We start from the raw sequence: 25,621 nt of genomic DNA, 5'->3' as shown, positions 1-25,621 counted from the left end.
TCTCGACGCGGTCACCACGTTCCTCGAAGACAAGAAGGTTCCCTTCACCACCTGGGACGGCTGGTACCGCCTCGACGCCCACGAACGCTCCCTCGGCGAACCCGAAGGCCGCGAACGCGTCAAAGTCGTCGAACGTGAAGAGATGGTCGCCGCGTCGAAGGAATGAGCACGTTGCGTTCCCGTGGGTAGTTCTGCACAGCACTTGTGTAGAGCCACTCACGGGCACATCAACGAAGAACGAACCCTGAGTAGCCTTTCTCGGCGACCTCGTTGCACTTCTTCTCGTATTCGACACACCCTCCGACGTACGGCATGAAAATTTGCGGTTTGCCCGGAATGTTGGCACCCATGTACCACGAGGCGGCCTTTGGAAACACCGTGTACGACGCCATCTCGTTGACGTGCGCCACCCAGCCTTCCTCGGCCTCAGGGGTGGGCTCGATGGTGTCGTATCCGTGAGAGCTCATGTACCCCAGTAGTTCCGCTGTCCATTCGACGTGTTGCTCGATGGCGGTGACCATGTTGGCCAACACGGACGGACTGCCCGATCCCGCGATGAGAAGCAGGTTGGGGAAGCCTGCGACGCCGAGCCCCAGGTAAGTGGTCGGTCCGTGCTGCCACTTGTTCTTCAGCCTCTCGCCGCCGACGCCGGTGATATCGATGCGGTCGAGAGCACCGGTCATGGCGTCGAATCCGGTTGCGAGGCAGAGTACGTCGAACTCATGGTCCGCATCTCCGGTACGCGCTCCCGTGGGAGTGATCGATTCCAGTGGAGATTTCCGTAGGTCCACCAGGGTGACATTGTCTCGGTTGTACGTTTCGAAATAGTTCGTGTCGACGCAGATCCGCTTGGCGCCGAGCGGGTATCCCCGCGGGATCAACGATTCGGCAGTATCGGGATCCTCGACCGTCGCCCGGATCTTGTCGCGAACGTAGTCGGCGACCGTGTCGTTCGCCTCGTCGGTCAGCATCAGATCCTGATATGCACCCAGTAAAGCAAAGCCACCCTTGCCCCATCGCCCGTCGAACTCTTTCACTCGATCTTCGTGGGCCACATCCAGCGCGTTCTGCTCGTTGTCTCCGCGCTCGACACCGGCCGACGACGCCCGCGCCCGACGCCTACGCTCGGGATAGTTCGCCTTCACCTCGCGCTCGAACTCGGGGTCGAGTGGCCCGTTGAGCGCCGGCACCGAGAAACTCGCCGTACGTTGCAGCACGGTCAGGTGTTCGGCTACCTTCGCGACCTCGGGAATGAGCTGAATGCCCGACGACCCCGTGCCGATCACCGCGACGCGCTTGTCGGTGAAATCGACCCCCTCCTTGGGCCAGTCTCCAGTGTGGTAGGTCTTGCCCGCAAAGCTTTCAAGCCCAGCAATGTTCGGCGTCTGAGGAACCGACAGACACCCAGTTGCCATGATCAGAAATTGCGTCGTGACCTCAGCCCCGTCGGCGTGTACCGCCCAGGTCCGCGTGTCCTCGTCGTACTGCGACGACTGCACTCGCGTGTGCAGCGAGATGTCGCGTCGGAGATCGAATCGATCTGCAACGTGCTGTAGGTATTCGAGGATCTCGGGTTGCGCAGGGTAGCGCTCCTTCCATCGCCACTCCTGCTGTAATTCTTCATCGAACGAGAACGAGTAGTCGACGCTCTCGACGTCGCATCGCGCACCTGGATACCGGTTCCAGAACCACGTTCCTCCTACGTCCTCGCCCGCTTCGAAGAGATGGACGTTCAGGCCTTGGCCTCTGAGCTTCCACAGCAGGTAGAGGCCGGAGAACCCTGCTCCGACGATCACCGCGTCGAACGAATCTTCTCTATTAGTGCGCATGATTAGCACGGTATTGGGGTAGCCTGGTTGTGTCAACGGTCACAATCACGCGGAGGGAGCACCCATGGCAGATCAGTCACGTTGCCCAATAGCCCATTTCGATCACAATTCACCCGAGCACTCCGCAGACCCGATCGGCTCGTACCGAGAGTTTCGATCCAAGCACGACGTCGCATGGAGTGAGGCCAACGGAGGCTACTGGGTTCTCGCCGGATACGACGCAGTCTTCGAGGCCGCTCGCGACGACGACATCTTCACCTCGCGCAGAACCCCCTCCGGTGGCGACGGACTGTCGGTGGTCATCCCCAAGACCCCTATGCATCAGCACATCCCGATCGAGCTCGATCCGCCGGAGTTCCGGAAGTATCGAAAGATCGTCAATCTGATCACCGCGCCCGCGGCCGTCGGCCGGATGACGGACATGATCGCGCACTACACGACCTGGTTCATCGACGAAGTGATCGAAGCGGGCGAGTGCGACTTCTCGGACATCATCGGGGTGCCGTCGATCGTCACGATCGACTGGCTTGGTATCCCCACCGACGAGTGGCGCCGGTACTCCTCCGCGCACCGAGCAACTCTTGCATCTCCCCAGGACAGCGCGGAGTTCAAGCAGGCAGTGGAGGTGGACCTTCCTGCGTGTTCCGCGCAGATGCGAGAGATCATCGCAGCTCGCCGCGAGAACCCGACCGACGACGCCATCAGCTTCCTCGTTCAGCAGTCGATCGACGACCGTCCCATCACCGACGACGAGGTCTTCTCCATCGTCGAGTTGCTCATCTCCGGCGGTGTCGGAACGACCGCATCGTTGGTCAGCCAGGCTCTCGTCTGGCTGCATCAACATCACGACGCTCGGCAGAAGCTGATCGACGATCCATCCCTGCTGGACCATGCGGTCGAGGAGTTTCTTCGGTACTTCTCGCCCACTCAGGCCCTGGCCCGTACCGTCACTCAGGACATCGAGTTCAAGGGATGCCCGATGCGTGAGGGCGACCGAGTTCTGTTGTCCTGGGCGTCGGCGAACCGCGACGAGGCCGCCGGCTTCGAGAATCCCGACGAGCTGGACATCGAGCGCTGGCCCAACCGTCACACGGCCTTCGGGGTGGGAGTACATCGTTGCGCCGGTTCCCATCTCGGCCGGGCCATGGCGCGTTCACTCATCGGCCAGATCCTCGAACGGATGCCGGACTTCGCCATCGACGAGTCCAAGATGCAGCGCTACATCAGGCAGGGCGTCAACGTGGGCTTCCGTTCGCTCCCAGCAACGTTCACGCCAGGCGTTCGTCGCTCGGTATCCGCGTGAAGGGTAGAACCGCACTGGTCACCGGTGCAGGCGCCGGGATGGGCAACGCAACGGCCCTCGCCTTCGCGAGGGAAGGCCCAGATGTCGTCGCCGCCGACCTCGATGAGACTGCTGGGAAGACTACGGTTGCCGAGATCGAAGCACTCGGTGCACGAGCCGAGTTCGTACAGGTAGACGTCGCCGACTCCGGGCAGATTCACAATATGGTCGACGCCACCATCAGCAGCTTCGGCCGCCTCGATTTCGCCGTCAGCAATGCAGCCATCGCTCCCGATCGTCATTGCATCGTCGATGTCGACGAGGCCGAGTTCGCCCGAATGCTGACGGTCAATCTCACCTCGGTCCTGCTGTGCATGAAGTTCCAGATCAGAGCAATGCTCGACGCCGATCGCGGTGGTTCCATCGTCAATATCGGTTCGGTCAGATCGCTTCGAGCGCTGGCAGGTTCACCAGGGTACACCGCAACCAAGCACGCCGTAGTTGGCCTGAGCAACACCGCGGCACTCGAGTACGCCTCTGCCGGAATCCGCGTCAACACGGTCTGTCCTGGTCCGATCGACACTCCGATGCTGCGGCAGGCGCGCGCACGACGCGGGGAAACCGCTGAGTCCGACACCAAGACTCGCACGCCGCTGGGCCGGCTCGGAGCCCCGGACGAGGTCGCTCGAACCTCACTGTGGCTGTGCTCGGACGCAGCCTCGTTCGTCACCGGACAAACCATCGCCGTCGACGGCGGATTCTTGACACCATAGAGATCGACACGAAAAGGATTGGAACAATGACCAGCACTACCGACATCAGCACCATCGTCACCGACCGGGCATTCCTGGAATGCCCGCGCTGGCACGACGGACGAATCTGGATCTCGGATCTCTATGCTCACGAGGTACTTTCGATCGGTGACGAGGGTGATGTTCGCGTCGAGGCGACCCTGACCGACCGCCCCTCCGGTCTCGGCTGGCTACCCGACGGCCGTCTGCTGATCGTCTCGATGGTCGATGGGCTCGTGCTACGACGCGAGAACGATGGCAGCCTCGTCACCCACGCCGACGTGGCCCACCTTGCCACCGGCAAGTTGAACGACATGGTCGTCGACGAACGCGGGCATGCCTACATCAGCACGTTCGGATTCGAGTTTCGCAGCAGGTCGTACGTCGAATCTGCAGTACTCATCCATGTGGCTCCCAATGGAGACGCCGACATCGCGGCCGGAGATCTGCTGTTCCCCAACGGATCCGTCATCACGAAGGACCGAACCCTGGTCGTCGCCGAGTCCATGGGCAACCGGTTGACCGCCTTCGACATCGCCGACGATGGTGGCTTGTCGAACCGGCGCACCTGGGCGGCGTTCGGCGCCGAGGTTCCCCGCACCACGGTCAAGGACGCGATGCGCGCAGCACAGGTCGCACCGGACGGCATCGGGCTCGACTCCGAAGGTGCAATCTGGGTTGCCGATGCCCTCCATCAGAAGTTGATTCGTGTCATGGAAGGCGGGGAGATCGTCGAAGAGAAAGTCTTCCCGACAGGTGTTTTCGCCTGCATGCTCGGCGGGCAGGACGGACGGACGCTGTTCGCGTGTGCTGCACCGTCCTCCTCGGAGCATGCACGCCAGGACACCCGAGATGCGAGCCTACTTTCGGTCAGAGTCGACGTACCGGCGTAATCCTGAGAAAAGGGCCCCTCTCGAGAGAGGGGCCCTTTTCGTGGGGCAGGCTAGTTCGCGAACTGAATCAGCTTGGTCTCGAGGAACGAACTCAAGCCTTCGACATTGCCTTCGCGCCCCAAACCGGACTGCTTGTATCCACCGAACGGCTGCGTGACGCACATGTCCCAGCCGTTGATCGAGATCTGTCCGGTGCGGACGCGTCGGGCAACGCTTTCCGCGAGCGCGGCGTCCTCGGCGTAGACGGCTCCGGAGAGTCCGTAATCGGAATCGTTGGCGATGGCGACGGCCTCCTCGACATCGTCGAACGGGATCACCACGACGACCGGACCGAAGATTTCCTCCTGCGCAATGCGCATGTCGTTGGTGACGTCGGCGAACAGCGTCGGCTCGACGTACCAGCCCTTGTCCAGTCCGGCCGGGCGTCCACCACCGGTCACGAGCCTGGCACCTTCGGCCTTGCCGACCTCGATGTAGTCGAGCACGCGGGTGCGCTGTCGCTCGGCGGCGAGTGGTCCGATGACGGTGCTGTCCTCACGTGGGTCGCCGACGGACACCGACTCGAAGATCGTCTTGATGGTCTCCACCACCTCGTCCTGACGGTGACGCGGGACGACGATGCGGGTGATGGCAGCGCAGACCTGCCCGCTGTGGCCGATACCTGCGAACGCAAGGCCGGGGAACACCTTGTCGAGAGCGATGTCGTCGGCGATGATGCCGGCAGACTTTCCACCCAGTTCCAGGGTGACCCGTGCGATGCGCTCGCCGCAGATGCTCATGATCTTTCGTCCGGCGATGGTCGATCCGGTGAACGAAATCTTGTCGACGTCTTTGTGCCGCACCAGGTACTCGCCGGTCTCGCGGCCGCCCGGTAGCAGCGAGATGACGCCCTCGGGCAGACCTGCTGCTTCGAGTGCCTCGGCGAGCAGCATGGTACTGACCGGACCTTCGGGTGCAGGCTTGAGCACGACCGTACAACCGGCAGCGAGAGCAGGCGCGATCTTCAGCGAGGCCGTGGCGACCGGGCCGTTCCACGGGATGATCGTTGCAACGACGCCGATCGGCTCGCGGACGAGTTTGCCGTGGCCTTCGGGCCAGCTGCGCTCTTCCTCGAATTCGAATCGTTCGTGGAGGGTGGAGGCGTCACCCCACATCTTGAGGGCGTTGTTGTGGAATGCGACGCTCGCGCCCGCGGGTGCGCCGATCTCGGCGGTGAACGCGGTTGCCATGGCGTCGAATCGTTTCTCCACCTCTTCTTGGATGCGGATGAGGTACTTCGCCCGTTCGGCGGCGGTGAGACGCGGCCATGGGCCTTCGTCGAACGCTTTCCGTGCGGCAGCGACGGCCTTGTCGATGTCGGCGGGCTGCGCTTCGGGGACCGTCGCGAGCAGTTCCTCGGTGATCGGGGAGACGACGTCGATCACCTTGTCGCTGGACGGCTCCACCCACTTTCCACCGATGAACAGTTTGTCGTAGCTCTTCAGGGTCGTGGCGGTGGGGACTGTAGCGGTCATCGGTACATCACTCCTGTTGTTGCCGAACGGATTTAGCTGAGCGGTCGGTCGATATCGCGAAGCGCCGTTGCATCGGGCCGTGCGCCTGCGGAAATAGCAGCGCGTGCGCCGATCATGAGCTTTGGCGTGTCGATACTGAGATGTGCTGTGAGCAGCCCTGTGTCGTCGATCCACGCCGCTGCCCATCTCCCGTCCACGCCGTCACGAACGACGACTGTGTCGGTGGCTGCGTGGTGACCGACGTACTGGAGCTTGTGACCGAATTGATCACTCCAGAAGTACGGGACCGGATCGTGAGCGACGGGTTCGCCGCCCGTCAGGGTCTGGGCGATCGCGTCGGGACCGGTTCTTGCGTCGTCCCAATGCTCGACGAGCAAAGACGTGCTCGAACGTGGAGACCAGCGCACCGCGACGTCACCGACTGCGAATACGTGGGGATCGGACGTTCGCAGGTTCTCGTCGACGACGACCCCGCGATCGATGTCGAGTCCCGATCCTTCCAACCACGCCACATCCGGCCTGACGCCGACTCCGGCGACGACGACATCGGCTGGAATCTCCTCGCCGGTGGTCAGCGTGACGCCGGTGTCGGTGACTTCGCGAACGCCGACCCCGAGACGCAGGTCCACCTCCGACCACCAGTCGACGAATCGCTTGCCGACTTCCTCACCCAGTGCATTCCCGAGCGGCGCGGGACCATACTCGATGCAGGTTACCTCGGCGCCGGCAGCAAGAGCCGCCGTCGCGACCTCCGCGCCGATCCAACTTGCGCCGACGAGAACGATTTTCGCTCCGGGAACGAGCTTCTCGCGGAGCGCATGGGAATCGTCGACGGTGCGCACGGCCGTCTGCCGATCGCTACCAGGCACGCGGATGGGTGCGGCGCCCGTCGCAATGATCAAGGCGTCGTACTCGATCGGCCCGCCTGCTGTGTGGACCTGCCTGGCCGAAGTGTCGAGTCCTGTTGCGGCGCTACCGATACGGACATCGACGTTCAAGTCGTCGTAGTCGGTGCGCAACTGTGTGTTCAGCTCGCCCTTCAACGCAGCCTTGGTGAGAGGGGGACGGTCGTACGGTAGGTGCTTCTCGGCAGCAAGAAGCACGATCTCCCCTTCGAAACCGCGCGCACGCAACGTTTCACAGGACCGTGCTCCGGCGAGACCGCCCCCGACGATGACAACTTTCATCAGTACATCGGGGCTGCGGGTGCGGTGGCGGCGGCGAGCGCCTCGCCGTCGGCCAGGATTCGTTTTCCGGGTGTGAAGTGCGCCGGAATCCGCTGCCAGCCCATGTTGGTGCCCTGGTGCGGGTAACGCTCCAGCTTGTCGCGCTCGATCGTGTAATCCGGCATACGGTCGAGGATCTGCGTCAACAGCGTCTTGGCCATCAGACGACCGAGGTGCGAACCGGAGCATCGATGCACCCCGATTCCGAATGCGGTGTGGCGGTTGGGCCAGCGGTCGATGTCGATCTCGTCGGGGTTCTCGAACAGCTCTTCGTCGCGGTTCGCCGACGCCCAGGACAGAAGCACACGGTCGCCCTTCTTCATCGGGCATCCCTTGAATTCGACGTCGTCGGTGACCGTGCGGGCGAGCGCCTGCGTCGGCGAGAAGAACCGGAGGAATTCTTCGACGGCGTGGTCCATGAGCGACGGGTCGTCGATGAGCCGCTTCCGTACGTCGGTATGGTCGGCAAGCCAGACGAGGGTCTGGCTGACCAGTGAGGCCGTCGTTCCCGTGCCGCCCGCGACCAACAGCTCGACCATCGCGAACACCTCGAAGTCGTCGAGGACGCGGCCGTCGACCTCCTGCTGCACGAGATAGCTGATGACATCGTCGGTCGGGTTCTCGCGTCGATCGGCAATGACCGAGCGCATCTTGGCAGACAGATACGGGAAGTCGACTTTCATCGCATGCTCGTAGTGCGGAGTTCCCGGTACCCCAGCGAGAGCCTCGTGGTGCGCGGCCGCGTAGGTCTTCCAGTCTTCGATGCCGAGGCCGAGCCAGTCGACCGTGACGATGGCCGGAACGCCGATGACGGAGGTGAAGTCGCATTCGCCCGCCTCGATGACGCTGTCGATGAAGGCGGTGGTGTGGTGCTCGACCAGATCCTTCATCTTTTCGACGGCAGCTGGAGAAGTGATGGGGTTGACGATCTTGCGGTACTTACGAAACTCCGGCGGATCCAACTCGATCGGGATGTGAAAGTGCATGGGCGTTTTGGGAATGACCACCGACAAGCCCTCGCCGCCGTATTCGTTACGCGCCGAGGAGAACGTGTCGTCGTCGCGAGACGCGTCGAAGACAGCGTCGTAATCGGAGAGAACCCAGTAGCCGCCGTGCGCTTCGGACCAACCGCGCTTCTCCGCGTTCCTGAGCTTGCGGTAGGAGCCGACAGGGTCAGCGGAGTGTTCCTGCGAGTTGTGGTCGAAGTGGATGACCGGGCAACGGCCGCTTTCCGTCATGTCTGTGTTTCCTCCTGCAAGCGAAATCTGGCGCAACCATTCGGGCCTTGTTCTGATAATGGTTATACTAGATTACAATGTTGTCAACATCACAACGGTGACCAGCTTATAGTTCAAGTCACTGGAGTGGCTGTAAACAAAGAGCGCTTCGAAGGAGGAGTCGTGAACGTATCGGTCGACGAGTTCCAGTGCCAGGGGCACGGCCTGTGCCAAATGACGTCACCGCAGGTCTTCGCCCTGCGCGACGAGGACGGACATGCCTACGTGCTGCCCGAAGGGCAAGAACCCGACCACCTCGGGGAGGCCAGGGCAGGCGCGGACAGCTGCCCGGAGCGGGCCATCACTGTCGGTTGAGCGCAGTGCAGCAGCGGGGATGGTCGGGCGCTCTCCTGGCGGCCCGACCATACCCGCCAGCACAGGCCACCAGCAGCGTTACAGAGCCCGATCCCACTGAATGACCGAGCCCATGACGTCGGGGAACTTCCGCTCGGCGTACCGAACGTACTCGTTGATGTGCTGCGCCATCCGGTCCTGCGAGAGGCCTGGATCGTGCGCGAGGAGAGAGTCGTAGATCGATTGATGAGCTGTCAGGATCGCGGCGCGACGAGGCGCCGGATAGTCGATGCCGATGATCGTGCCGTCCATGATCCCGAGCAGCGAGTCCACGAGGTAGCCGAACAGCGGATTACCCGACGACCAGGCGATGATGTCGTGGAACTGCTTGTTGGCCTCGAGGAAGATGTACTGATCGTCGAGGGAATCGCGCATCGCTTCGATGGTGCCGTTGAGCTGGCCAAGAGACTCGTCGGTGATGCGTTCGGCGGCCAACCTACTGATCATCGGCTCCATCGCCACGCGCGCTTCGGCGATGGCCTTGAACGGCGCGTTCTTGAGCTGCATGAGCAGGATGACGGTGCTGGCCAAATGCGAGGCGTCGGGGTCGAGCAGGACCGGACCACCTTTGGGTCCCGGCTTGAGCGCAATGACTCCCTGAAACTCGAGCAGGCGAAGCGCCTCACGCAGCGTTCCTCGGCCGATCTGATACTTCTCGAGCATCGCCTTCTCGGGCGGAAGAAGATTGCCGACGGTGAGGCCCTGGCGCAGCGTGTCACGGATGATCTGTTGAGCGATCACCATCGCCGCCTTGGGAGCGCGATTGGTCACGGTCATGAGTGTGTCCTCCCAGCTTCGCGCGGACGACAACGCTGCCCGCGGACGCCCCGTAAATCAAGGCGATTGATTATAACAATAAAGCCCGAGCTGGTCTTCGACCACAAAACCGCAGTTCCCCGCTTTACAACTTCTTCAACCCCCACGCCGACGAACAGGAACGTTCATGCCTGACGTAATCATCGAAAGTACACCGGCCACGCTCTGGATCCGCCTCAACAGGCCCGAGCGGCGCAATGCATTCGACCCCGAGATGTCGGCCGCGATTGCCGACGCACTCGACGACGCCTCCGGCTATCGCTCGGTCGTCATCACCGGATCGGGAGGCAGCTTCTGCGCGGGCGGGTCATTGGCCAAGCTCAGCGAGCCGACGCCGAAGGAGATGCGCAGGCTGTACCGGGGCTCGTTGCGTCTGTTCGACTCCATCCGCAACTGCCCACGGCCGGTGATCGCCGCCGTCAACGGCGCCGCCGCAGGCGGTGGGAACGAGCTGATCGTCGCGTGCGACCTGGCTGTTGCTGCCCGCTCGGCAACCTTCGGCCAGACCGGCCCGCGCGTCGGAAGCTCCCCGGTCACCGGAGCCACCAACGTGATGGGCGTTCAGATCGGCGAGAAGCGCGCCAAGGAGATGGCCATGCTCTGCCGACGCTATTCCGCACAGCAGGCGTTGGATCTGGGTCTGGTCAACGAGGTGGTCGACGACGACAAGCTGGAGGAGACGGTCCGGGGATGGTGCGACGAGATTTCTGCGTTGAGTCCCCGCTACCTCGAGATCACCAAGATCAGCTCCAACGTGTGGTGGAACGCAGCACGCGACTCGTTCTCGACAGGACTCGGCATGCTCAACCAGGCGGTCGGCAGCCCTGACATGATCGAGGGTGCGACGGCCTTCCTTCAGAAGAGGAAGGCCGTCTTCCCGGACCCGGAGTAGAAAGCTACTTCTCGGACAGCAGAACTTCCTCGGTGCCGTTCCACTGCACGACCGCGCCTTTGACTCGCATGTCGTTGCCCTCGAAGGTGACGTCACCTTCTGCGCCGGTGAAGCCCTCGGCCACGACCTGCTGCAAACCGTTCTGGATGTCCTCGCGCGACGCACCACCGGACTTCTCGATGGCGTGGGCGATCATCCACGCAGCGTCGTACCCCTCGGCTGCATAGTTGTTCGGGTTCTCGCCGTTGTACTTGGCGCGGTAGGCGGCGACGAACTCCTGCGTCGCGGGATTGGTGCCGTGGTAGGTGAAATCGGTGGGCCAGGTCATGCCCGCGCCTGCCGGCCCCGCGGGCGTGAGATTACCTGCACCGGAACCAGTGTGCGTGACCAGAGTTCCGTCGTAACCGGCTTGACGCAATTGCGAGACCGCGGTGGCGTTCTGGGCGCCGTTCATCATGATCGCGATCCCGTCGGGGTTGTCGGCGAGGATCTTCGCGATCGGAGCAGTGAAATCCTGGGTGGTGTTCTGCACCGAGGACGTCGACGCCACGGTGTAGCCGAACCGGTCGGCCATCTCCGGAATGGTCTTCTCCGACAACTGCGTCAAGGTCGGGTTGGCGCTGTTGTACAGAATGCCGAGGGTCTTCACGCCCTCCTGCTGGAGGTACTCACCCGCCTGGTCGTAGTAGGTCGCCATGGGAGCGGTTGCACGGTAGGTGTATTCGCCGACGAGTGTGCCTTCGCTGCCGGACTGGGTGAACACGATGGGCACCTTGGCCGCTTGCGCAAGAGGCGCGATGGCGATCGACTGCGCGCTGGTCACTGTGCCGAGGATCGCGGCGACATTGGGATTTACGGTCGCTTCGGTGACCTGACTCGCGGCGGTCTGCGCTTCTCCTGCGGTGTCGCGGCTTTCCAGCTTGACCGTCGACTCCCCCAGGTACTTCTGGTCGTTGATCTCATCGATCGCCAGCTCGATTCCCTTGAGTTGGTTGGACCCGGCATAGGACAACGTTCCGGTCTTGTCCGTGACGGAGAAAAGCGTGATTTCCGACGGCATTTCCCCCGACGCGGTGCTTCCGCCGCTTCCGCCGCTACATCCGGCGATGCCGAGTACCGCAGCCGCGGCCAACGCCGGGACAGCAAACCTTTTCATCGTTGCTCTCATTTCCTGGTAATCATGCGCATATAGTGGATGGAGTTCATGATGGGTCGTCCGTGACGTCCTGTCCAGGAAATACCGGAATCGGAAGAAGATCAGCGCGATGCCCACCTCCGACGTCGAAACACGCCTCGAGCGAATCGAATCACGCACTGCCATCGGCGAACTCCCTATTCTCTACTGCCTCGCCATGGACGAACGGAACACCACGGGGATCAGAGCCCTGTTCACCGCCGATGCGACCATGCGGTCCGCCGACGGTGTGTTCTCGGCGTCGGGCATCGACGCCATCGTCGACGTCTTTCAGGGCAGATTCGACGCGCTCGGGCCGACGAATCACGTCACACACGGCCATGTGATCCGATTCGACGACGGTGATCACGACCGCGCCGTCGGGATTGCCGTCGGCCATGCGGAGTTGGTGCGCAACGACGTACCCATGGTGACAGCGTTGCGATATCGCGACCTCTACCGACGCGTCGACGGCACCTGGAGGATTCAGGATCGGTTGATGTCCTACATGTACTACCTACCCACGAGCGAGTACTCGGACGGGCTCGGTGATCCGAACAGCATGCGCGCCTACGGAGATCGGCGGCCGGCGGACTGGCCGGAGTCACTGCACGCGGGTGACGCTTCCTGGTTGGAGCAGTTCTGGTCCTAGCGGCTCGGCGGGTGCTTCCCATCGGCGGTGGCCGAGCAGAGCAACAACTGAACACAGCACCACGAAAACCACTCCTGCCGTTGCCATCCCCGTCGCGCTCCCCCATGCAGTCGACACCGCACCGGTGACCAGCGCCAGCACGGCAGTCAACCCGTAACAGAACGAGGCGAATCGTGAGGCGATACGCCCCTGCTCGACGGCAGATGCGCCGCGCGTCAAGATCCGGAGCCCGCATGCGTACGCGAACCCTTGCCCGAGCCCCCAGCAGACACAGCCGGCCAGAACGAGAATCAAGCTCGACGAGAGCACCCCGGCCGCGCACAGGATGGCCCCGGCAGCGATGAGAATCAACGACTGGATCGGCCGCAGCGCCGTCCGTAGAGCGGTGAAGACGAAGGGCGAGAGCCACGCGATCGACAGCAACACAACCGGTGCGAGGGCGCCGACGATCAGCGACGAACTTTCCGTCTGCTCACGAACAGCCGTCGGCAAGATTCCGACGGCGATTCCGCCGATCGCCCATCCAGCGAGGCCGATTCCGTAACCCGCGGCGCGAGCGCGGGTGTCGCGCTCGGTGTCGAACGCCTCGGCATCGACAGATTCAGGTTCGACGAGAGCAGCGCGCAGGATGTCTCGCGCGCGATAGAGAGCGAAGACAAGAACGGCCACCACCGTCACGAGCAGGCCCGTGTGGATCACGTAGACAGTCGTCGTCGGGCCCGGAAGGTACTCGGCTGTGACAGCTCCGAGGATCAGACCGACGAACGACCCGAATATTGCCCCCGAGGCCGCGATGGTGCGTCCCTTCTCACCACGCGCCGCTACGGCGATGGTTGCAGCCGCACCCGTGGCCACCCCGACACACGTGCCGGTCAGATACCTGCCGACGAAGAGTGCGACGACGGAATCGCCGCCCATCATCAGTGCGACATCGGCGACGATCCCGCCGGCCACGGACCCCGGCAACAGCAGCCACGCATAGCGAGTGAGATGCGTGCGTGCCATCACGGTGAACGTCACGACCAATGCCACGAGATAGGTGGCGAACAGCGCAGACACCGTGAACGTCGAGAGTGCCATCCGGTCTGCATACATCGGAAGCAGCGGCCCGGGCACGTTCGATCCGACGACGAGTGCAGCAAACGCTGTTGCTGTCGCGGCGCCCAGCATTCGCCGCCGGTGGGCAACACCTGCGATATCGGCTCCGGTCTGTGCCGTCACGGACGGCCGAGAGAGGAGAGCGCGTCGCGCAGGGCGTCGGGAATCGGAGCTTTGAGTCCGTCGGGTCCTCGCACGGCGTACTTGATCTTGCCGTAGGCGACGCGCTCGCCGACGCGCGTGAACGGGAATCCGACGATGTAGGACGTGGTCCCGAGGTGATCGAGTTCCATGCCGCAATCGATCTCGTCGAACACACGGCACGACGTGAGATAGGTGCACTCGGAACCGAATCCGACCGTACCGACCCCGATGGCATCCATCATCGTGTGGCTGTCGAGACCGTAGGAATGCAGCCACACGCTGTAGGTGCGTTCCATCCAGGGGTAGTTCATCGCGAAGTACGAGATACCGATGGCATCGCAGTCTCCGTAGGCGAGTGTGAAGGTCTGGCTAGTCGGATGGTCGACCATCTGCGGCACCTCTTTCTGTACTCACTTTCTAACATCCCACCCTTTACACTAATCATTATCATGGTTATGGTGACAGGAGTCACATGTAAAGGTGCGCATCAATCGAACGCCGCACGTGGACAGCATCGTTCGGTCTCATCGAAGGAGCATGAAGTGAAAACCATCGGAGCCTTGATCTGGGAGCCCGGCACGCGGTCGGGCTGGAGTGTGGAAGAGATCGAGATCGATCCGCCCAAGAGCCGTGAAGTGCGCATCAAGCTCGCAGCCTCGGGAATCTGCCACAGCGACGACCACGTCGACACCGGCGACATCCCGCTCGACTGGGCACCCATCATCGGTGGTCACGAGGGTGCAGGTGTCATCGAGGAGCTCGGTCCCGACGTCACCGGCTTCGAGGTCGGCGACCACGTCGTGCTGTCGTTTCTTCCGTCGTGCGGGCACTGTCAGATGTGCACCATCGGCCGCTCGAACATGTGCGAGATGGGCGCAGGGGTGCTCGCCGGCTTCGCACCCGACGGAACCCATCGCGTGCATGCTCGCGGTCAGGGCGTCGGACCCTTCTCGTTCCTCGGAACCTTCTCGCCGTACGTCGTCGTCAACATCGATTCGTGCGTGAAGATCGGGAAGGACATTCCCCTCGACAAGGCTGCGTTGATCGGCTGCGGTGTCCCCACCGGCTGGGGATCCTCCGTCTACGCGGCCGAGGTTGCTCTCGGTGAAACCGTCGTCGTCATCGGTACCGGCGGCGTCGGCATGAACGCCGTCCAGGGCGCTCGCCACAAGGGCGCGAAGAACATCGTCGCCGTCGATCCCGTCGAGTACAAGCGCGACCAGGCGAAGCTCTTCGGTGCAACGCACACCGTCGAAAACCTGGATCAGGCCAAGGAACTCGTCGACACGCTCTCCAACGGCCAGGGCGCAGACAAGGTGCTCATCACCGTCGACATCGCCTACGGTCACCTCCTCAACCCAGCACAGGAAATGACGCGACGCGGCGGCACCCTGGTGCTCACCTCTGCGGCCCCGGTCACCCAGCGCGACGTGCCATTCGATCTGTTCACCTTCGCGATGTCCGGAAAGCGCCTGCACGGCACGTTGTACGGAACCACGACGGCCCGCCGCGACATCCCGTTGATCGCCGACATGTACCGCCGCGGCGAATTCATGCTCGACGAGCTGGTCACCAAGACCTACAAGCTCGAACAGATCAACGAGGCCATCCAGGACATGCGCGACGGCAAGAACATCCGCGGCGTCATCATGTACGACGAGTAGGAGGCTCGAATGAGTGTCAGTGAGATCATTTCCGCAACACATACCTACGCGTTGGGATTGGACAAGTTCGATCCCAAACTGGCTCTGAGTGCGTTCGCCGTCGACGCCGTGTGGGATGCGACGCCGGTGGGCCTGGCGAAGTACGAAGGGCACGAGGCAATCCTCGACTTCTTCGAGCGCGATGCCGAGCAAGTGAAGGATCAGTTCCACATCATCACCAACCACATCGTGCACTTCGATTCCGATACCGCCGCGCACGGTACCAACTACGTGTTCTCCGAGGGCCACACCAACGGCGGTGGGGCGTTCAAAGCGATTGCGCTGAACGAGGACACGTACGTCCGCACCGACGACGGGTGGAAAATCGCCTCCCGCGTCATCTCGCCCCTCACCCCGCCTCAGATGGAGGGGTTCGAGGCCTGACAGCTTCTCGATCAGCGGCGTGTGTGCGAGAGCTGCGTACACACGCCGCTGACGGGCGTGGGAAGGAGACTCATGGACCGACTCGACGTACTGATCGCCAAGGACGCGATCCGCGACCTGGCAGGCGCCTACTCGATGGCGGTGGACGACCACGACATCGATGCGGTCCTCGGGATTTACACGCCCGACGCCACATTCGCAGTGGCCGGCAGTACGCTGCGTGGCCACGACGAGCTCCGAGAGTTCTACATCGGCAGCATGGACCGCTACACCACCATGCTGCACACTCCGGAGATTCACCTCATCACCGTCGAGAGCCCAACCACTGCAACGGGCCGAATGACCGGACACGCCGAACTCGCCGTGCGAGACACGTTGATGCTGACTGCTTTTCGCTACGCGGACCGATACGTCCTGGAGGGTGAGTGGCGATTCCAGCACCGCGAGGTCACCTTCATGTATGCGGTGCCGTTCGAAGCCATGAGTGCGAGCTTCCGCACGAACAAGCGGATCAGGTGGCCGCAAACTCGGTACGCCGAAGCGGATTATCCCGAGTCCGCGCCCACCTGGAGCACCTACCGCCCCTGATCAAGAACTGGTTCGACCACCTCGCCCGTCACCGGGCATCTTCGTCGAATCGTGGCTGACGGCGATGCGAACAGGCTCGACTTCGAGAACGACGCGCTCAGGGCTGTCCAGCAGTCGCGCGAAGGCGTCGGGATCTCCTGGCGCGAGATGCCGCGAGAATTCCGGATAGAACCATGCTTTCACCGCAGCGTCCTCGTGCACAGTGGCCCTGCCTCGAATCGAGACCATCCGGCGGCCCGGCAACGACGTGCCGGCATTGGAGATCACCAAGCTCACGCGAGAGTCGCGCACCGCTGCGCGAACGTGCGCCCGGCCTGCGGCCGCCGTCAACCAGAACCTGTCCCTGGTGAACAGGTAACTCATGACGACGCCCGCGGGCCAGCCTGCTTCGGTGGTGAACGCGAAGGTGCACTCGGTCTGGGTCGCGATCAACTCCGAGCGCCCCTCGATCGATGCGCGCACCGACGAAAGATTCTCGTTGTCGTCGATTCCCACCCGACTCACGAGTCGGAGGACCCGTACGGCACGAACGCTGCGGTCGACGTCGGCAGCGCCATGACTCTGTCGACGAAGATTCGCTTGTGCTTGATCTTGAGATCTCCGTCGACCTCGACCAACGAGTCGGAGTAGCGACCGAAGATCCGGGACGTGCTGCCTGGGTCGAACAAGGTCGCCTCGAAGTAGGCGTCGATGCGGACGCCGTCGTCCTCTACCGTCACCAGAGTGTTGGTGACGACGTGGCGTGACACCTCGGTCTCGGACGCCGCGAACGCACGGTAGATGTCGAGGAAGTTCTCTATCCCGCGCTTCTCCTGGGTGGTCTGTGTGACGGCTATGTCCTCGACCGCCAGATCGCGCAGTGTATCGAGATCACCGGAGTCGGCTGCCCAGGCATAGGCCGTCAACGTCGTCTGCGCGCGGTAGGCGAGGTCTTGGTCGACGAGAGATGTTGTCATGATGGTCCTTTCACTTGACGTATGCGCCCGCATCCACGGGCAGAGTGACACCGGTGACGTATCTGCCTTCGTCACTGGAGAGATAGAGCACGGCATTGCTGATATCGACAGGGTCGATCCACGGCACCGGCAGGGTGTTGAGAGACATGAACCCAGCCATGGCCTTGTCCTGGGTCGGCTCCGGATCTCCCGGCGCGAACATCGAGTACGTCCCCGGGTTCTGGATCATGATGGTGTCGACGTTGGTGGGATGCACGGTGTTGACGCGAATCTTGTACTGACCGAGCTCGTTGGCCATCGTCCGCATCAATCCGACGATGCCGTGCTTCGCAGCAACGTAATGGGCTACGTGCTGAATGCCTTTGAGCCCGCCGATCGAGCTGGTGAACACGATGGATCCGCCGTTTCCGGCTTCGATCAGCGAAGGAATGGCGACCTTGGCGGTGTGAAAGACACCGGTGAGATTGACGTCGATCATGTCCTTCCACTGCTCCGACGTCAGTTCCCACGAGAGCCCATAGGTCGCGATACCTGCATTGGCGACAACGATGTCGACGCGCCCCAACTCCGCGACACCCTCGTCGAACACTGCCTGCAACTGATCGAGGTCGCGGACATCGGCTCGACGGGCGAAGATGCGACGATCGAGGGCCTCGACCTGCGCAGCCGTCTCGGCCAGTTCATCCTCGGTGGCAAGTGGGTAGAACGGGGTGACCGTATCGATGTTCTCGCAGATGTCCACGGCGATGATGTCGGCGCCTTCCTGCGCCAATCTGACTGCATGCGAGCGCCCTTGGCCGCGTGCCGCGCCGGTGATGAATGCTACTTTACCTTCGAGCCTTCCGGTCATACGGAGTCCTTCGGTAGTAGTACGGTGCCGGTTCCGGTAAGGACCTCGGCGCCGCCCATGACGGTCAGGGACAGTGAACAGTCGACTTGCAGTCCGTCGGGCCTTTCGGCCACCGCCGTCACGCTGCCCGATGCCTCGAGCCTGTCGCCCTCGAACACGTTGCCCAGGAATCGGAATCGATAGTGAGTGATGCGATCGGAGCCCCCGGCCCACTGGCCGAGCATCGACAGCACGTACGCCATGTTGCTCGGGCCTTGGTTGACGGTCTTGTCACCCATGCCCAGCTCGGCGACGGCCGCGCGATCGAAATGAATCGGGTTGGGGTCACGCATCAGCGCCGACAGAAGCTTCATCTTCTCCGGATCGACGCTCTCGATGATGCGGCCCGGGATAGACTGACCCACTTCGATACTCACGTGACCTCCCCTCGGCGCGGGAAGACGATGGAGTTGGTCGTCGACGCGACGAGCTCGGCCTGCGCGTCGAGCACGTCCAAGCGGTAGCCGACGATGTCGAACACTCCTGTCTTCTTACCTGTCTTGCGCGCCGCCGAGACGATTTCGCCACGGACCGTGTAGGACTCCCCTGTCTTCAACGGGGTGCGGACAGTCGTATCGGTCTCGCCGAACATCGGACCGTCTGCTTCGGTTGCGGCGAAGACGTCGAACAGTTCGTTCCACGTCCAGCCCATCGATCCGGTAGCGACGAGGAACACGAACGTAGGATGCGAGGCCCCGTCGTCCGGCGCGCAGTCCATGGCGTCGAGCACCAGGGTGACCCACCAGTTCTCCAACGTCCTGGTACCGCCCGGCATTCGGGTTCCGACGAGGGCCGTCAGTTCGTCCTCGGTCATACGCTGCGGCCCGCCGCCTCCCAGTAGGGTGCCCGCAAGTCGCGTTTCATGATCTTGCCGGTAGGCGCCTTGGGCAGCGCCGAGACGAAGTCCACCGACCGCGGCTTCTGGTACGACGCCAGGTTCTTCTTGGCTACGTCGATGATGTCCTGTTCGGTGGCCGTCGTTCCAGGTTTGAGCACGACGACGGCTTTGACGGCCTCACCCCATTCGTCGTCGGGGATACCGATCACAGCGCATTCGAGCACGGACGGGTGTGCGCCGATAGCTTCTTCGACCTGAACGCTGAAGATGTTCTCGCCGCCGGAGATGATCATGTCCTTGGCTCGGTCGACAATGTAGATGTAGCGATCCTCGTCCCAGGTGGCTATGTCGCCGGTCCACATCCATCCGTCGCGCAGCGTGTCCTTGGTCAGTTCCGGCCGATTGAGGTAGCCGATCATGTTCGATTCCGATCGGACGACGATCTCACCGGGGGTCTTGCCGTCCCGTGGGACTTCCTCACCGAAAGCATCGACGATGCGAATGGTGGTGACGAAACCTTCGCGGCCGCAGGACTTCAGACGATGCACATCGTGACCCTTGACCGCGGCGAGGTGATCTTCCTGGGACAGGAATGACATCGTCGTGCCCTCGGTCTGCCCGTATCCCTGAATCAGCGTGCAGGGGAACGACTCGAGTGCCGCACGCACGATGGTCGACGGCATGGGCCCGCCACCGTATTGGATGTTGCGGAGGCTGCTCAAGTCGTAGGACGCGAAGTTCGGGACGGCCATCATCCAGTTGAGCATCGTGGTGATGCCAAGGAATGCAGAGACCTTCTCGGCCTCGATGATCTCGAGTGCTTGCTGCGCTTCGAAGTTGACCAGCACCACCGGACAACCGTGCTTCATGTAGTTCATCGAGAGAACAACGGGAATGTGGTACATCTGGCCGGTGAGCATGTACACATCGGTGGGCACGACGCGTTCTGCCACAGTCTGATTGAGCATCCCGTTGGCGGCACTGGTGTGCGTGTGGATCGCACCTTTGGATTCGCCGGTGGTCCCGCCCGTGTAGAGGATGAAGAACGGATCGTCGCCGCCGATCGACGGCGTCCAGATGGGTTCGGCCGCGCTCGAGCGAGCGAGAAGTTCGTCGTAGGAACCGTCGGAGTCGGCGCCGAACTCGAGCCAGTTGTCGACGTTCACCGAGCGTTGCAGCTCCCGCTTGGTCTCGGACCATTCCGCGGCGGTGATGATCACTTTCGGCGCCGCATCGGAAATCAATCCGATGAGCTGCTTGATCCCGAGACGCCAATTCAGTGGCTGCAGAACCAGTCCTGCCCGTCCGGCAGCGAAGTACAGCTCCTGAAACTCGACACTGTTGCGGGTCAGGACTGCGACGCGATCGCCTTTGTTCAGGCCCAAGCCTCGCAGTCCGTTGGCAAGCCGTCGGACACGTTCGTCCAGTTCGGAGAAGGTGATGCGACGATCGTTCGGGACGTCGAACACGGCCTGACGGTTCGGCGTCAGCGCAGCCCACTTCGCGGGGATCAATCCCTGATTCAGCATGTCAGCGCCTTCAGTACGGGAGGTCGAGTGCGATGTGACGCTTGGAGATCAACCAGGTTCCGTCGACTTCGGTGAACTCGTCCTCGTACTTGCCGCTGGACAGAACGGTCAGTTTCCCTTCGGCCACCGAGATGATCACCAGATAGGCAACGACTTTCGCGTGCGTGGCATCGATATCGTCGATCAGAATGTTCGTTGTCAGATGGCGGCGCTGATCCGACTGCGAATGCGCCGAGCCGTTCATCAGCTCCATGATCGCGTCGAGTCCGTCGAACGGCCCGATGAGGTCGCCATCGGCGATCTTCATCGTCAGAACGGCATCCTTGGTGAACGACGCTTCGATCATCTCCGGATGATGATCGTCGTAGCCGAGCGCATAGCGGCTGAGAGTGTTCTCGATACCTGAACGGGACGACATGGCGGGCTCCTCGAGATGGTCGTGACGGTGGTCACATCAAGGCCAATCATAATCATCAATCACGTTGCGTCAAGGGCGATTTCGTGACATGCGTAGGATTGTGGACATGCCTGTGCCCGCCCGAGTACGGAGCATTCTCGGACGGGCGCACCGGGCTGGTACTACAGCAAATCGCCCTTGATCAATTGTTTGGCAAGCGAATCCAGAATCACTTCGGTAGAGCCCTCGTAGATCCGCATCGGACGAGCTTCCCGGTACAAGCGTTCGATGACGCTGCCGCGGGTGATGCCGTAACGGCCCATCACCTGAACGGCGCGATCGACCACTCGGCCGGCCACCTCGGTGGCCGCAACCTTGGCCATCGAGGACAGGTGCAGATTCGCCCTGGCGTCGCGCGCCGACGCCGCGGCGGCTCGGTACGTCAGCGAGCGTGCCATCTCGATATCGGTCCAGCACGTCGCCAGATACTCGGGCACCGAGCCGAGCCTGGACAGACTGACGCCGAACTGTTCACGATTGTTTGCATGGCGTACAGCCTCTTTCAGCGCCGCCTCGGCCAGGCCTACGGCTGCGCCCGCGACCGACACACGGAACGTGGCGAGCGTAGCGAGCACGAGCGAGAAACCCTTGCCCGGTTCGCCGATGCGATGATCGAGCGGCACACGAACGTCGTTCAAGATCACGTCGGAGAGCACGTGCGGCGCAATGATCTGATGCGGACGCTCGGTGGTGACTCCCGCTGCATCGGCCGGAATCAGCACCAACGAGTACCCGTCGCCCTCACGACCGAGAATGCTGTAGAAGTCCGCGTCTCCGCCGTTGGTGATGAAGGACTTGTGCCCGTTGACCACGAGCTGGCCGTCGACTTCCTCGATCGACGTCGTCAGCGCCTTGAGGTCCGATCCGACGTGCGGCTCGGTGAGTCCGAGCGCGGCGATGGCATCGAGGTTGGCCACCCGCGGCAGCCAGTGCTCCTGCATCGCGGGCGTGCCGCCGACCGACAGGCCGTAGCTGCCGATGCCCTGCATCGCGAAGAGGGAGTCGAGGTGTGCGCATTCGGCAGCGAGACGCTCGCGTACGACGGTCACCGCGAGCGAATCGACCTTCTCGAACCGGCCTCCGAACTGCTTCGGCACCGTCACCCCTGCGAGACCAGTGGCCTGCAGACGCTTGCGCACGTCCACATCGATGCTGTCCGACTCGTCGGCCCGTTCTGCAATATCGCGGACAGACTCTGCAAGCGCCCGCGCTTCTACCTGGAGTTCGACATACTTACTTGGGAGCTCGAACAGTCCCGCTGATTCTGACACCATGTCTCCATTCGTCAATCTATGATTACCATACTAAGGAATTGCCTACAGCGGTCCAGATCCAGGAGAAAACGATGCCCCAGTTCGACGCCCCCTCTCGTTTCGACCTCTCGGGCCGCGTCGCCCTGATCACCGGCGGCAGCCGAGGCCTCGGCAAAGCAATGGCGTTCGGGCTGGCCCAGGCAGGTGCTGACGTCATCATCGCGAGTCGCGATTTCGAGTCGTGCCAGGTGACGGCCAAGGAGATCGAGGACGCGACCGGGCGTCGGGCATTCCCGATCGCCGCCCACGTCGGGAAATGGGACGCACTCGACGAGCTGGTCGACACGTCCTACGAGCACTTCGGCAAGGTTGATGTGCTGATCAACAACGCAGGCATGTCGCCGCTGTACGACTCGGTGGACTCGATCTCCGAGACACTCTTCGACAAGGTCCTCGGCGTGAACTTGAAAGGTCCATTCCGCCTCGCAGCCCTGATCGGAACCAGAATGGCGCAGGGCGACGGAGGATCCATCATCAACATCTCGAGTGCGGCGTCGACCAAGCCACGGCCGGATGTGCTGCCGTACGCTGCCGCGAAGGCCGGCCTGAACGCCATCACCGTCGGACTGGCCAAGACCTTCGGGCCCACCGTGCGCACGAACGCGATCATGGCGGGCACCTTCCTCACCGACGTCTCCAACGCCTGGGACATGGAGGCTTTCAGCAAGCGCGCAGAGACCTTCGCAGCCAAACGCGGAGGCGACCCCAACGAAATCGTCGGGGCCGCCTTGTATCTCGCCAGCGATGCCTCCAGCTACACCACGGGGTCCATCATCACCGTGGACGGCGGGATGTAGGGCGGCTCCCAGTGTGTTCGGGGCGGCTCCGCCGCTCGAGCTGCACTACCTAGGACCGCAGACCCCGCCAGGCCATGGTGCCGCCGTCGACGGGGACATTGGTGCCCGTCATGAACGACGCCGCGTCCGAGGCGAGGAAGCACGCAACCCGGGCGACCTCGACGGGATCGCCGAGTCGCGGGATCAGGTGTGCGCCGCTCATGAAGCGTTCCTGCACAACCGGGTCTTCGGCTGCGTCGATATGCTTCTGCGCCATCGTGGTTCGAAAGCTGCCCGGCGAGAAGCTGTTGCACCGGACCTCGTTCGCCAGTGAGATCGCCGTTGTGCGGGTCAGCTGGATCACCGCGGCCTTGCTGACGGAGTACGCAGGCGTCTTGTACCCCATCATCCCGGACACCGAGGCTGCGTTGACGATGGATGGCCCTCGATCGGACGCGCGCAGATACGGCGCAGCGTATTTCGTTGCCAACCACATAGATTTGACGTTGATGTTCATGACCGAGTCCCACACGTCCTCGGGGAGGTCGACGATGTTGGCCTGCTCCCCCGACACGAAACCGGTGTCGATGACGCCCACGTTGTTGACGAGCGTGTCCAGCCCGCCGGCCGCGGAAACGGCGTCGTCGATCATCTGCCGGACCTGGGCTCCATCGGACACGTCCACCCGCAGCGCGACGCTCTTGGCCCCTGCCGCTGCGATCAGCGTCTCGGTCTCGGCCAGCAGCTCCGGAGAGATGTCCGCGACGATCACCGTCTCGGCGCCCTGAGCCGCTGCCTCGACGGCGATGGCCCGTCCGATTCCCGAGCCACCGCCCGTCACCAATACGCGCTTGTCTCGCATGTGTCAGCCTTCCTTCACGAGTGGTGGGTATCCAGGCACCGGCTCCGCCACCATGTCCATCGGCGCAGTTTCGTCGCGTGTGTGCTTCCACAGGGCGTAGGTGGCCAGAGCGCCGACCACCATTGGGATCGCGGCGAAGTAGTACAGCGTCTGCGGAGCGAACACTGCCAGCGCGTAGCCGACGGCGATCGGCGCCGAGATGGAGAACAATCGGCCGATACCCAGCATCCACCCGATGGCGGTCGAGCGTGCCCGAACGGGGTACAGCGGAGGGACGACAGCAGCAGCCGCGGTGATCGCGATATAGGTGAACAGTCCCACCGCGACGGTGAGCGCAATGGCAATCCCCGGGTGGCCGAAGAACGCCGCGAACGCAAGGATAGAGACTGCGGCAATCGCCATTGCCGTCCACAGCAACCGGCCCGCAGAGATCTTCAATGTCCACACACCGAACACCAGTGCTCCGACGAGTCCGCCGAGGCTGAGGATCAGGCCGGCGGTGGTTCCGAGTTCTGCGCTACCACTGGACTCTTTCACCAACTGCGGGGTCCAGGTGTTCGCGAAGTAGAACGCCGACATCAAGCACGAGTACATCAGCCACGTCAGCAGCGTCCGGTAGTACATGCCGTTCGCGAACAAGCCGCGAACCGAGGTGTTGTCCTCGACGACGGGGGCTACTGCGGGTCGGGCGTTCGGGTCGATGGCGGGGTTGTTCAGTTTGACGATGAAGCGGTGGATCTCGGCGTCGGCTTCCGGTGTGTTCTTGCTGATCAGGAAGTCGATCGACTCGGGAATCATGGCCAATGTGACCGCGACTGCCCCGGCAGTGATGACAGCGCCGAAGATGAACATGACCTGCCATGCGCCGTCGAAGGCAGCCACGAGCAGCGCTCCGATTCCGCCGCCGACGAGGCTGCCGAGTGGGAAGCCGATCGAGTACACACCCATGATGGTGTTTCGGCGCTTCTCCGGTGACAACTCCTGGACCAGTACGATGAGGCTGGCGGCCATTCCGCCGATACCGATGCCGGTGAGGAAGCGGGCGGCGATGAGTGCCTCGACGTTCGGCGACATCGCCGACGCAGCCAGGCCGATCAGGTTGAGGACGAGGCCCCACAGGATGAGGCGTCGACGCCCGATCCTGTCGGCAAGGGGTGCAAGGAATATCGATCCTGCCGCCATGCCGGCCAGGCCCGCGCTGAGAAGGTAGCCTTTCTCGGCGGTGCTGTCGAAGAATCCGTCGGGTAGGTGCGGGAGCACGAATCCCATCACGAACACGTCGAATCCGTCGATGGTGATGACCAGCAGACAGGCGGCCAGCACTTTGTACTGGTAGCGGGAGATCGGCGATGTCTTGATCGCGGTCGAAACGTCCATCGTTGGT

The 25,621-nt window shown here is 62.7% G+C and carries 28 protein-coding genes and 1 pseudogene; 11 read left to right on the top strand and 18 right to left on the bottom strand.

Features of this window, described 5'->3' with window-relative positions:
* Window positions 1-166: pseudogene (locus CH289_RS28725) on the top strand (pyridine nucleotide-disulfide oxidoreductase); the annotation flags it as partial.
* A gap of 61 nt (window positions 167-227) precedes the next feature.
* Here CH289_RS28725 and CH289_RS13000 read toward each other — a convergent pair.
* Window positions 228-1,829: a flavin-containing monooxygenase gene (locus CH289_RS13000; RefSeq protein WP_027498646.1), complete on the bottom strand. Its 1,602-nt coding sequence runs from the start codon at window positions 1,827-1,829 to the stop codon at window positions 228-230.
* 64 nt (window positions 1,830-1,893) lie between these two features.
* On the opposite strand from CH289_RS13000, the gene CH289_RS12995 reads away from it, so the two are divergent.
* The 3 genes from CH289_RS12995 to CH289_RS12985 are packed head-to-tail and all read left to right on the top strand — an operon-like array spanning window position 1,894 to window position 4,795.
* Window positions 1,894-3,132 (top strand): cytochrome P450, encoded by a 1,239-nt coding sequence (locus CH289_RS12995; protein WP_020110858.1) that lies wholly within the window; start codon window positions 1,894-1,896, stop codon window positions 3,130-3,132.
* Complete coding sequence (locus tag CH289_RS12990) at window positions 3,129-3,884, top strand: SDR family NAD(P)-dependent oxidoreductase (protein ID WP_094728011.1); 756 nt, start codon at window positions 3,129-3,131, stop codon at window positions 3,882-3,884. Before CH289_RS12995 ends, CH289_RS12990 begins: the two co-directional genes overlap by 4 nt.
* A 26-nt stretch (window positions 3,885-3,910) precedes the next feature.
* Window positions 3,911-4,795, top strand: a complete 885-nt coding sequence (locus tag CH289_RS12985; protein WP_019663184.1) for an SMP-30/gluconolactonase/LRE family protein — start codon at window positions 3,911-3,913, stop codon at window positions 4,793-4,795.
* A gap of 50 nt (window positions 4,796-4,845) precedes the next feature.
* On the opposite strand, the gene CH289_RS12980 is transcribed toward CH289_RS12985, so the two are convergent.
* From CH289_RS12980 to CH289_RS12970, 3 genes are read right to left on the bottom strand one after another with little or no spacing between them, the layout of a single operon-like run.
* Window positions 4,846-6,309, bottom strand: a complete 1,464-nt coding sequence (locus CH289_RS12980) for an aldehyde dehydrogenase (protein ID WP_019663183.1) — start codon at window positions 6,307-6,309, stop codon at window positions 4,846-4,848.
* A 32-nt stretch (window positions 6,310-6,341) separates the two neighbouring features.
* Window positions 6,342-7,496, bottom strand: coding sequence for an NAD(P)/FAD-dependent oxidoreductase (locus CH289_RS12975; RefSeq protein WP_020110860.1), 1,155 nt, complete (start codon window positions 7,494-7,496; stop codon window positions 6,342-6,344).
* Window positions 7,496-8,773 carry a cytochrome P450 gene (locus CH289_RS12970; RefSeq protein WP_020110861.1) on the bottom strand — a complete coding sequence of 426 codons (1,278 nt, stop codon included), beginning with the start codon at window positions 8,771-8,773 and terminating at the stop codon, window positions 7,496-7,498. The genes CH289_RS12975 and CH289_RS12970 overlap by 1 nt, the downstream gene beginning before the upstream one ends.
* 162 nt (window positions 8,774-8,935) lie before the next feature.
* Here CH289_RS12970 and CH289_RS12965 point away from each other — a divergent pair, with 162 nt between their 5' ends.
* Window positions 8,936-9,127, top strand: coding sequence for a ferredoxin (locus tag CH289_RS12965; RefSeq protein WP_019663180.1), 192 nt, complete (start codon window positions 8,936-8,938; stop codon window positions 9,125-9,127).
* A 78-nt stretch (window positions 9,128-9,205) separates the two neighbouring features.
* Here the strand turns inward: CH289_RS12965 and CH289_RS12960 are convergent, their stop codons facing one another.
* Window positions 9,206-9,943, bottom strand: coding sequence for a FadR/GntR family transcriptional regulator (locus CH289_RS12960; protein ID WP_019663179.1), 738 nt, complete (start codon window positions 9,941-9,943; stop codon window positions 9,206-9,208).
* A gap of 166 nt (window positions 9,944-10,109) precedes the next feature.
* On the opposite strand from CH289_RS12960, the gene CH289_RS12955 reads away from it, so the two are divergent.
* Window positions 10,110-10,874, top strand: coding sequence for an enoyl-CoA hydratase/isomerase family protein (locus CH289_RS12955; RefSeq protein WP_020110862.1), 765 nt, complete (start codon window positions 10,110-10,112; stop codon window positions 10,872-10,874).
* Between the two features lie 4 nt (window positions 10,875-10,878).
* Here CH289_RS12955 and CH289_RS12950 read toward each other — a convergent pair whose 3' ends face one another.
* The gene (locus CH289_RS12950; protein WP_027498647.1) at window positions 10,879-12,030 is read right to left on the bottom strand and encodes an ABC transporter substrate-binding protein; all 1,152 of its coding nucleotides are present in this window, start codon (window positions 12,028-12,030) and stop codon (window positions 10,879-10,881) included.
* A gap of 109 nt (window positions 12,031-12,139) precedes the next feature.
* Between CH289_RS12950 and CH289_RS12945 the strand changes: the two genes are divergently transcribed.
* On the top strand, window positions 12,140-12,700 hold the full coding sequence (locus CH289_RS12945; protein WP_020110864.1) for a nuclear transport factor 2 family protein: 561 nt from the start codon (window positions 12,140-12,142) through the stop codon (window positions 12,698-12,700).
* Here the strand turns inward: CH289_RS12945 and CH289_RS12940 are convergent.
* Together CH289_RS12940 and CH289_RS12935 are read right to left on the bottom strand one after the other, a co-directional pair.
* Window positions 12,653-13,921 (bottom strand): MFS transporter, encoded by a 1,269-nt coding sequence (locus CH289_RS12940; protein ID WP_230621061.1) that lies wholly within the window; start codon window positions 13,919-13,921, stop codon window positions 12,653-12,655. The genes CH289_RS12945 and CH289_RS12940 overlap by 48 nt on opposite strands.
* Window positions 13,918-14,331, bottom strand: coding sequence for an acyl-CoA thioesterase (locus CH289_RS12935; protein ID WP_020110866.1), 414 nt, complete (start codon window positions 14,329-14,331; stop codon window positions 13,918-13,920). Before CH289_RS12935 ends, CH289_RS12940 begins: the two co-directional genes overlap by 4 nt.
* A 153-nt stretch (window positions 14,332-14,484) precedes the next feature.
* Between CH289_RS12935 and CH289_RS12930 the strand changes: the two genes are divergently transcribed.
* The 3 genes from CH289_RS12930 to CH289_RS12920 all read left to right on the top strand — a co-directional run bounded on the left by CH289_RS12930 (window position 14,485) and on the right by CH289_RS12920 (window position 16,617).
* Window positions 14,485-15,606, top strand: coding sequence for an NDMA-dependent alcohol dehydrogenase (locus tag CH289_RS12930; RefSeq protein ID WP_094728010.1), 1,122 nt, complete (start codon window positions 14,485-14,487; stop codon window positions 15,604-15,606).
* Window positions 15,607-15,615: 9 nt separating this feature from the next.
* Window positions 15,616-16,029 (top strand): nuclear transport factor 2 family protein, encoded by a 414-nt coding sequence (locus tag CH289_RS12925; RefSeq protein ID WP_020110868.1) that lies wholly within the window; start codon window positions 15,616-15,618, stop codon window positions 16,027-16,029.
* 72 nt (window positions 16,030-16,101) lie between these two features.
* Window positions 16,102-16,617 (top strand): nuclear transport factor 2 family protein, encoded by a 516-nt coding sequence (locus CH289_RS12920; RefSeq protein ID WP_020110869.1) that lies wholly within the window; start codon window positions 16,102-16,104, stop codon window positions 16,615-16,617.
* Here CH289_RS12920 and CH289_RS12915 read toward each other — a convergent pair whose 3' ends face one another.
* The 8 genes from CH289_RS12915 to CH289_RS12880 all read right to left on the bottom strand — a co-directional run bounded on the left by CH289_RS12915 (window position 16,618) and on the right by CH289_RS12880 (window position 22,560).
* Complete coding sequence (locus tag CH289_RS12915; RefSeq protein ID WP_019663170.1) at window positions 16,618-17,121, bottom strand: pyridoxamine 5'-phosphate oxidase family protein; 504 nt, start codon at window positions 17,119-17,121, stop codon at window positions 16,618-16,620.
* Complete coding sequence (locus CH289_RS12910; protein ID WP_019663169.1) at window positions 17,118-17,573, bottom strand: nuclear transport factor 2 family protein; 456 nt, start codon at window positions 17,571-17,573, stop codon at window positions 17,118-17,120. The genes CH289_RS12915 and CH289_RS12910 overlap by 4 nt, the downstream gene beginning before the upstream one ends.
* A 10-nt stretch (window positions 17,574-17,583) precedes the next feature.
* Window positions 17,584-18,423 (bottom strand): mycofactocin-coupled SDR family oxidoreductase, encoded by an 840-nt coding sequence (locus CH289_RS12905; RefSeq protein WP_020110870.1) that lies wholly within the window; start codon window positions 18,421-18,423, stop codon window positions 17,584-17,586.
* A complete protein-coding gene (locus CH289_RS12900) occupies window positions 18,420-18,839 on the bottom strand; it encodes a MaoC family dehydratase (protein WP_020110871.1) in 420 nt (139 codons plus the stop codon). The genes CH289_RS12905 and CH289_RS12900 overlap by 4 nt, the downstream gene beginning before the upstream one ends.
* Window positions 18,836-19,276 (bottom strand): hypothetical protein, encoded by a 441-nt coding sequence (locus CH289_RS12895; protein ID WP_019663166.1) that lies wholly within the window; start codon window positions 19,274-19,276, stop codon window positions 18,836-18,838. Before CH289_RS12895 ends, CH289_RS12900 begins: the two co-directional genes overlap by 4 nt.
* Entirely contained in the window at window positions 19,273-20,829 is a 1,557-nt protein-coding gene (locus tag CH289_RS12890; RefSeq protein WP_020110872.1) for a class I adenylate-forming enzyme family protein, read from the bottom strand. The genes CH289_RS12895 and CH289_RS12890 overlap by 4 nt, the downstream gene beginning before the upstream one ends.
* 10 nt (window positions 20,830-20,839) lie before the next feature.
* Window positions 20,840-21,247 carry a nuclear transport factor 2 family protein gene (locus CH289_RS12885; RefSeq protein ID WP_020110873.1) on the bottom strand — a complete coding sequence of 136 codons (408 nt, stop codon included), beginning with the start codon at window positions 21,245-21,247 and terminating at the stop codon, window positions 20,840-20,842.
* Between the two features lie 161 nt (window positions 21,248-21,408).
* Complete coding sequence (locus tag CH289_RS12880; RefSeq protein WP_094728009.1) at window positions 21,409-22,560, bottom strand: acyl-CoA dehydrogenase family protein; 1,152 nt, start codon at window positions 22,558-22,560, stop codon at window positions 21,409-21,411.
* A gap of 71 nt (window positions 22,561-22,631) precedes the next feature.
* Between CH289_RS12880 and CH289_RS12875 the strand changes: the two genes are divergently transcribed.
* Window positions 22,632-23,396: an SDR family NAD(P)-dependent oxidoreductase gene (locus CH289_RS12875; protein WP_027498649.1), complete on the top strand. Its 765-nt coding sequence runs from the start codon at window positions 22,632-22,634 to the stop codon at window positions 23,394-23,396.
* Window positions 23,397-23,445: 49 nt separating this feature from the next.
* On the opposite strand, the gene CH289_RS12870 is transcribed toward CH289_RS12875, so the two are convergent.
* Together CH289_RS12870 and CH289_RS12865 are read right to left on the bottom strand one after the other, a co-directional pair.
* The gene (locus tag CH289_RS12870) at window positions 23,446-24,237 is read right to left on the bottom strand and encodes an SDR family NAD(P)-dependent oxidoreductase (RefSeq protein ID WP_020110876.1); all 792 of its coding nucleotides are present in this window, start codon (window positions 24,235-24,237) and stop codon (window positions 23,446-23,448) included.
* 3 nt (window positions 24,238-24,240) lie between these two features.
* Entirely contained in the window at window positions 24,241-25,614 is a 1,374-nt protein-coding gene (locus tag CH289_RS12865; RefSeq protein ID WP_037164056.1) for an MFS transporter, read from the bottom strand.
* Between the last annotated feature and the right edge of the window lie 7 nt (window positions 25,615-25,621).

Origin of the sequence: Rhodococcus sp. RS1C4 (assembly GCF_002258225.1) — a bacterium.
Classification (GTDB): domain Bacteria; phylum Actinomycetota; class Actinomycetes; order Mycobacteriales; family Mycobacteriaceae; genus Rhodococcoides; species Rhodococcoides fascians_E.
This window is presented reverse-complemented; position numbering and strand designations above follow the sequence as displayed.

Bases quoted from the DNA above. Each gene is read 5' to 3' on its own strand.
- CH289_RS13000 (WP_027498646.1), bottom strand. From the start codon at position 1,829: ATGCGCACTAATAGAGAAGATTCGTTCGACGCGGTGATCGTCGGAGCA.
- CH289_RS12995 (WP_020110858.1), top strand. From the start codon at position 1,894: ATGGCAGATCAGTCACGTTGCCCAATAGCCCATTTCGATCACAATTCA.
- CH289_RS12985 (WP_019663184.1), top strand. From the start codon at position 3,911: ATGACCAGCACTACCGACATCAGCACCATCGTCACCGACCGGGCATTC.
- CH289_RS12980 (WP_019663183.1), bottom strand. From the start codon at position 6,309: ATGACCGCTACAGTCCCCACCGCCACGACCCTGAAGAGCTACGACAAA.
- CH289_RS12975 (WP_020110860.1), bottom strand. From the start codon at position 7,496: ATGAAAGTTGTCATCGTCGGGGGCGGTCTCGCCGGAGCACGGTCCTGT.
- CH289_RS12970 (WP_020110861.1), bottom strand. From the start codon at position 8,773: ATGACGGAAAGCGGCCGTTGCCCGGTCATCCACTTCGACCACAACTCG.
- CH289_RS12960 (WP_019663179.1), bottom strand. From the start codon at position 9,943: ATGACCGTGACCAATCGCGCTCCCAAGGCGGCGATGGTGATCGCTCAA.
- CH289_RS12955 (WP_020110862.1), top strand. From the start codon at position 10,110: ATGCCTGACGTAATCATCGAAAGTACACCGGCCACGCTCTGGATCCGC.
- CH289_RS12950 (WP_027498647.1), bottom strand. From the start codon at position 12,030: ATGAAAAGGTTTGCTGTCCCGGCGTTGGCCGCGGCTGCGGTACTCGGC.
- CH289_RS12945 (WP_020110864.1), top strand. From the start codon at position 12,140: ATGCCCACCTCCGACGTCGAAACACGCCTCGAGCGAATCGAATCACGC.
- CH289_RS12935 (WP_020110866.1), bottom strand. From the start codon at position 14,331: ATGGTCGACCATCCGACTAGCCAGACCTTCACACTCGCCTACGGAGAC.
- CH289_RS12925 (WP_020110868.1), top strand. From the start codon at position 15,616: ATGAGTGTCAGTGAGATCATTTCCGCAACACATACCTACGCGTTGGGA.
- CH289_RS12920 (WP_020110869.1), top strand. From the start codon at position 16,102: ATGGACCGACTCGACGTACTGATCGCCAAGGACGCGATCCGCGACCTG.
- CH289_RS12910 (WP_019663169.1), bottom strand. From the start codon at position 17,573: ATGACAACATCTCTCGTCGACCAAGACCTCGCCTACCGCGCGCAGACG.
- CH289_RS12905 (WP_020110870.1), bottom strand. From the start codon at position 18,423: ATGACCGGAAGGCTCGAAGGTAAAGTAGCATTCATCACCGGCGCGGCA.
- CH289_RS12895 (WP_019663166.1), bottom strand. From the start codon at position 19,276: ATGACCGAGGACGAACTGACGGCCCTCGTCGGAACCCGAATGCCGGGC.
- CH289_RS12890 (WP_020110872.1), bottom strand. From the start codon at position 20,829: ATGCTGAATCAGGGATTGATCCCCGCGAAGTGGGCTGCGCTGACGCCG.
- CH289_RS12885 (WP_020110873.1), bottom strand. From the start codon at position 21,247: ATGTCGTCCCGTTCAGGTATCGAGAACACTCTCAGCCGCTATGCGCTC.
- CH289_RS12880 (WP_094728009.1), bottom strand. From the start codon at position 22,560: ATGGTGTCAGAATCAGCGGGACTGTTCGAGCTCCCAAGTAAGTATGTC.
- CH289_RS12875 (WP_027498649.1), top strand. From the start codon at position 22,632: ATGCCCCAGTTCGACGCCCCCTCTCGTTTCGACCTCTCGGGCCGCGTC.
- CH289_RS12870 (WP_020110876.1), bottom strand. From the start codon at position 24,237: ATGCGAGACAAGCGCGTATTGGTGACGGGCGGTGGCTCGGGAATCGGA.
- CH289_RS12865 (WP_037164056.1), bottom strand. From the start codon at position 25,614: ATGGACGTTTCGACCGCGATCAAGACATCGCCGATCTCCCGCTACCAG.